At 63.5% G+C, this 5,755-nt stretch carries 5 protein-coding genes and 4 tRNA genes; 3 read left to right on the top strand and 6 right to left on the bottom strand.

Features of this window, described 5'->3' with window-relative positions:
* From Q0R23_RS11615 to Q0R23_RS11595, 5 genes are all read right to left on the bottom strand, one after another.
* On the bottom strand, positions 1 to 183 hold a 183-nt coding region (locus Q0R23_RS11615; protein WP_293912660.1), incomplete at its 3' end, for a GTP-binding protein.
* Positions 184 to 305: 122 nt separating this feature from the next.
* Positions 306 to 380: transfer RNA gene (locus Q0R23_RS11610), tRNA-Thr, on the bottom strand.
* Between the two features lie 4 nt (positions 381 to 384).
* A tRNA-Gly gene (locus Q0R23_RS11605) sits at positions 385 to 457 on the bottom strand.
* Between the two features lie 3 nt (positions 458 to 460).
* Positions 461 to 546: transfer RNA gene (locus Q0R23_RS11600), tRNA-Tyr, on the bottom strand.
* An 81-nt stretch (positions 547 to 627) separates the two neighbouring features.
* A tRNA-Thr gene (locus Q0R23_RS11595) sits at positions 628 to 703 on the bottom strand.
* Positions 704 to 1,171: 468 nt separating this feature from the next.
* Here Q0R23_RS11595 and Q0R23_RS11590 point away from each other — a divergent pair.
* From Q0R23_RS11590 to Q0R23_RS11580, 3 genes are read left to right on the top strand one after another with little or no spacing between them, the layout of a single operon-like run.
* Entirely contained in the window at positions 1,172 to 3,082 is a 1,911-nt protein-coding gene (locus Q0R23_RS11590) for an ABC transporter ATP-binding protein (RefSeq protein WP_293913199.1), read from the top strand.
* Positions 3,079 to 4,965 (top strand): ABC transporter ATP-binding protein, encoded by a 1,887-nt coding sequence (locus tag Q0R23_RS11585; RefSeq protein ID WP_293913198.1) that lies wholly within the window; start codon positions 3,079 to 3,081, stop codon positions 4,963 to 4,965. Before Q0R23_RS11590 ends, Q0R23_RS11585 begins: the two co-directional genes overlap by 4 nt.
* A 41-nt stretch (positions 4,966 to 5,006) precedes the next feature.
* Positions 5,007 to 5,129 carry a hypothetical protein gene (locus tag Q0R23_RS11580; protein WP_293913197.1) on the top strand — a complete coding sequence of 41 codons (123 nt, stop codon included), beginning with the start codon at positions 5,007 to 5,009 and terminating at the stop codon, positions 5,127 to 5,129.
* Here the strand turns inward: Q0R23_RS11580 and Q0R23_RS11575 are convergent.
* The coding region (locus Q0R23_RS11575; protein ID WP_293913195.1) for a hypothetical protein at positions 5,108 to 5,755 on the bottom strand (648 nt) is incomplete at its 5' end. The genes Q0R23_RS11580 and Q0R23_RS11575 overlap by 22 nt on opposite strands.

The following is a 5,755-nucleotide window of genomic DNA, read 5'->3' as shown; positions in this document are numbered from 1 at the left end:
GCCGCGCGCTTTCTCTTCGGGGGCCTTGTCGATCTGGTCGTAGCGCTGGGTCTCGATGCTGGGGTCTGCCGAGGCTGCCGTGAAGGTGATGGCCGCCGTCAGGGTGGTCTTACCGTGATCGACGTGACCGATGGTGCCGATGTTGACGTGGGGCTTGTTGCGCTCGAACGTTCCTTTTGCCATGGTGGTTCCTCCGGATACTGCCTGTTTGTCGGTGCCTGTTTGTCGGTGCATGGTTGGCGGTGCATGTGAACGCGGCCCGCGCAGCGCTCTTTCGAGGATGATAGCGGGCCAGACATTCATGTTGGAGTTCTTGGTCAGGATTGAACTGACGACCTCTCCCTTACCAAGGGAGTGCTCTACCACTGAGCTACAAGAACGGTAAGCGGGAAACGAGACTCGAACTCGCGACATTTAGCTTGGGAAGCTAACGCTCTACCAGCTGAGCTACTCCCGCAGGTGGTGGGCAGGGGTGGATTCGAACCACCGTACACGTACGTGAACAGATTTACAGTCTGTCGCCTTTAACCACTCGGCCACCTACCCCCAGCACCAGGTACTGCACGCAACCTCGCAGTCTTGTGCGGCCCTACGTTGTCTGCTCCGTTCCCTGCCTGGCGGCAGTTCTGGAGCCACCCAGGAGACTCGAACTCCTAACCTTCCGATTACAAATCGGGTGCTCTACCAGTTGAGCTAGGGTGGCACCTGGTTTGCACGAAAGTACAGAAGAGAATTTCGCCTGAGCGCGGTTGGTCTGAGGTTGCTTTCGCGCCCGTCATCCTTCCGGTTGGAGATAGTAGCACCGCTCCAGGGGGGTGTCAAGGCGCACATTCGGGGTGGCCGTCGGGTCAGCTTATCGGCCCGACTCACCGACCCATGTTCAACACTGTGGTCAACCCCATGTTCAACACTGTGTCCCAGGTTCAACATTGTGTCCCAGTCGTGTCCTTCAAACATTTAATAAGCTCACCCTGCCGTGGTTTTCGCCCGTGACTGCGCCAAAAGGCTTAGTTCGCAGGGCGCCGCCGGGCGTAGACTGAGCAGATTAGAGACTGGGCAGCTCAGACTGAGCAGCTCAGATTGGGTCGCTTGCCCGTTGGCCCTGACCCCAGGGAACGCGCCGTCGCCTTGCTGCTCTCAGAGTTGACCAGCTTCACCCGATGAGGTTTTTTTGAACACACTCTCCACCCTGCTGCCCTACCTGAAACTGCACCAACGTCAATTTTTCGTCGGCACCCTGGCGGTGCTCAGCGCGGGCGTGGCCGTGACCTTTCCGGCCTATTTTACCCGGCTGATTATCGACGGCCTGACGCGGGCCACCGACAACAACGCCGCCACCGCTGGGGCCAGCGCGGCCCAGATCGCCCTCTACGCGCTGGGCGCGGTGCTCTCGGTGATCCTGTCGGGCTCGCTGATGGTGGCCGTGCGCCGTCAGATCGTCTTCGCCAGCCGCCAGATCGAGTACGAGGTGCGCCGCGATCTGTTCGCCCACCTGTCGCAGCTCGACAAGCACTACTTCGACCGCGCCCGCACCGGCGACCTGATGAACCGCCTGACCGGCGACCTGTCTGCGGTGCGCGAGATGATCGGCTTCGGAAGCTGGCAGCTCGCCACCGTGGCGTCGAGCTTCATCGTCAGCTTTTCGTGGTTTTTCAGCATCTCCTGGCGCCTGACCCTGGCGGTGCTGTTCGTCTTTCCGGTCATCATCGGCATTCTGTTCGTGCTGGCGCGGCTCATCAGCGCCCGCTACGTGGCCGTGCAGGAGCAAAACAGCGCCATCTCGGCCAAGGCCCAGGAGAACTTTTCGGGCGCCCGCGTGGTCAAGGGCTACGCCATCGAGGACCGCGAGATCGGCGAGTACAAGGCGATGAACTCGGAGCTGATCCGCCGCTCGCTGCGCCTGACCACCGTGGAGGGGCCGCTGCAAGCCTCGATGAACCTGCTGATGGGCCTGGCCTACGTGATCGTGCTGATCTACGGCGGGCGGATGATCCTGGGCCTGGTGCCGGGCAGCCCGCTGACGCTGGGCCAGTTCACCCAGTTCGCCCTGGTATTAGACCGCCTGGCCTGGCCGATGCTCAGTATTGGCATGATTACCAACATGCTCCAGCGCGGCGCGGCGTCGTGGGGGCGGTTGCAGGAAATCTTCAACGCCCAGCCCCAGATTCGCGACGACGGGCGCACCGACACCAGCATCCGGTCGCTGTCCGGCGCCATAGACTTCGAGAATGTCAGCCTCAAATTCGGCGACCAGAGCGTGCTTTCAGACATCTCGCTCAGCATCCCCGCCGGGCAGACGCTGGGTATCACCGGCCCGACCGGCAGCGGCAAAACGGTGCTCGGCAACCTGGTGACCCGCCTGATCGATCCGACGAGCGGCGCCGTGCGGGTGGACGGCGTGGACGTGCGGCGGCTGCCCCTGGCCGTGCTGCGCGAGAACATCGCCGTGGTGCCGCAGGAGCCGTTTCTGTTCTCCGACACGATTGCCAGCAACGTCGCCTTCGGGCTGGACAACGCCGACTACGCCCCGGTGCAGACGCGCATCAGCGTGATGAAATCCAGGCCACTGCGCAGCGAGAAGCGCGTGGTCGATATGGACCGGGTGCGCCGCGCTGCCATCGTCGCCGGGCTGGCCGGTGAGATAGACCGCTTTCCGCAGGGCTACGACACCATGCTCGGCGAACGCGGCGTGACACTTTCGGGCGGCCAGCGCCAGCGCACCGCCCTGGCCCGCGCCGTGGCCCGCGAGCCGCGCATCCTGATTCTCGACGACGCCATGAGCGCCGTGGATACCGAGACCGAGAGCCGCATCCTACGTGAGCTGCGCCAGGTGCAGGAAGGCCGTACCGTGCTGCTGATCGGTCACCGCGTCAGCACCCTGCGCCACGCCGACCACATCGTCGTCCTCGAGCGCGGACGCATCATTGAGCAGGGCAGCCACGACGATTTGCTGGCCTTGGGCGGCCACTACGCCGACCTGGACCGCAAGCAGAGACTGGAGGGCGATCTGAGCGAGGAAGACGAAACCGGAGTGGTGAAAGCTGCCGTAGGATTACCTGAAACTAAGAAGGTGAACGCATGACCCAGCCCGACGAGGCCTTCCAGAAGGAGTTCGACGCGGGACTGACCCGCCGCATCCTCGGCTATCTGCGCCCCTACACCTTACTGGTCGTCATCGGTTTGACCACCACGCTGCTGTTCTCGGTGGCGGCGCCGCTCTACGGCCTGATCCAGCGCTACGCCATCGACCACGCGCTGGGGCCGGGCGTGCTGAAGGTCGGCGCCGACCTGGCTGACCGCCAGACGCTCTACAACGTGCTGGTGGGCGCGGCGCTGACCTACCTGGGCCTGCGGTTTCTCGATTTTTTGATGCGCTACGCCTCGACCTACGTCATCGGATTGCTGGGACAGCGGGTGCTGTACGACATCCGCAGCGATATTTTCACCAAATTGCAGCGCCTGCCGCTGGCCTTCTTCGACGCCAATCCGGTGGGCCGTCTGATTACCCGCGTGACCAGCGACGTGGACGCCATCAATCAATTTATTACGGCGGGGCTGGTCAGCCTGATTACCAGCACCTTCCTGATCGTCGCCTACGTGGTCATCATGCTCAGCGTCTCGTGGCCGCTGGCGCTGAGCAGTTTCCTGGTGCTGCCGATCCTGTTCTGGGTCTCGAACTACTTCAGAACTCAGATTCGCCTGGCCTTCCGCAACACCCGGCTTCAGCAGGCCGTCGTCAACACCAAGCTCAACGAGAACATCACCGGCATGCTGACGGTGCAACTGTTCGGGCGCGAGAACCACAACGCCCAGGACTTCGACCACTCCAACCGGGGGCTGCTGGGCGCCAACCTCAATTCGGTACGCTGGTTCTCGCTGTTTCAGCCTGCCGTGAGCATCCTGGGCGCCGTCGCCAGCTCGCTGGTGCTGTGGTTCGCCGGACGCAGCATTCTCAGCGCCGCCGGGGTCGAGAACCCGGACGCCGTGCTGGTCGCCTCCGGCATCACGCTGGGCACGCTGGTGGCCTTCAACGGTTTCGTGGGGCAACTGTTCCAGCCGATTCAGGACCTGGCCGACGTGATGAACAACCTCCAGGCGGCGATGGCCAGCGCCGAGCGCATCTTCGGCGTGCTGGACGAGGACGTGACCATTCAGGACGTGCCGGGCGCCCGCGTGCTGAGCAAGTTCGAGGGCCGGGTGGACTTGAGCACCGTCTGGTTCTCGTATGACCAGAGCGTCACTGCGGACACGCCCGACGACGATCCCCGCTGGACGCTGCGCGGCATCGACCTCCACATCACGCCCGGCGAGAGCGTGGCGCTGGTGGGCGCGACGGGCGCGGGCAAGACCAGCATCACCAGCCTGGTCAGCCGCTTTTACGACGTGCAGCGCGGCTCGGTGGCCGTGGACGGCGTGAACGTGCGCGAGCTGGCCCAGTACGACCTGCGCCGCCACATCGGCGTGGTGCTCCAGGACGTGTTTCTGTTCGCCGGGACCATCGAAAGCAACCTGACGCTGGGCAGCCCGGACATCCCCCACGAGCGGGTCATTCAGGCTTGCAAGTACGTGGGTGTCCACGAGTTCATTCTGGAATTGCCTCAAGGTTACGACAGCGAAGTGCGCGAGCGCGGTGCGACCCTGAGCACCGGTCAGAAGCAGCTCCTGGCCTTCGCCCGCGCCCTGATCCAGAATCCGGACATCCTGCTGGTGCTCGACGAGGCCACCGCCAGCGTGGACACCGAGACCGAGATGCGAATTCAGGAGGCGCTGACCAAGGTCATGCACGGACGCACCAGCATCATCATCGCCCACCGCCTGAGCACTATCGAGCACTGCGACCGCATCGTGGTGATGCGCCGGGGCCAGGTCGTCGAGGAGGGCAGCCACCGCGCCCTGCTGGCCCGGAACGGCTACTACGCCCGGCTGCACCGCCTCCAGTACGCCCAGGGCGACGCGGCGGACTGAGGGGAAGGAGCCGTGGTGGGCGTGGGGCCGGATTGAGCGACGTGGGGAAGTCGGTTGTGCCCGTCACGGTGTACTCGGCGTTCTCACCGATCAGCACGCCGCCACTATCGCCGGACGGCACGGTGTTGACCGGCGCGATGACCTACGGCGCAACGTTCAGGTAGGTGCTGGTACACAGTCTGGGGAATTCAGTGTCGCAGGCCCGAAGATAAAGCTGTCCTGGTGGTGATTTCACCGAGAGTCGAACTTGGTTGACGCCCACGAAGGTCAAGGTGCCTGTATTCGGCACTTGGTCGTGGTATGAGATGTAGGTCGCGACCTCCCAGGTCATGGGCCGAAGGTACGGTTGACCACTCAACGTCGTCACCTGAAAAGGGGTGGCCAGGGTCTGATCCTGAAGCACACTGTGCCCTTGCACGTTTTCACCCGTGCTCAGTTTCAGATCGCTCGACAGATCGATAATCGTCAGCGTGGTAGACGCATGCACCTGTGGTGACCCGGCGACCTGAACGGTCTGCGTAAACGTCCCTGTATTGGGACCAGCCACAAAGCGATACGAGCCTGGGTACGGGTTGTCGGTGGGGCCTCCGTCTCCGGTGCCGCCACTGGTCTGCCACTCCAGCGGTGCCGGATACCATGACCCGTCGGGGCGAAGTGCCCTCAAGGTGACGGCACTCCCAACGTTGAGACCAATAGGACCCTCGAAGAGACTGATCGGGTCGAGGTAGACCTCAATCGGCACGCTCACCTGAAACGCCGGATTACCCGCCGGGGTGGCCGTGATCTGGTA

It is taken from the genome of Deinococcus sp., assembly GCF_025362455.1.
Lineage (GTDB): Bacteria > Deinococcota > Deinococci > Deinococcales > Deinococcaceae > Deinococcus.
The sequence above is the reverse complement of the archived record's forward strand: the minus strand, read 5'-3'. Positions and strand labels throughout refer to the sequence as shown.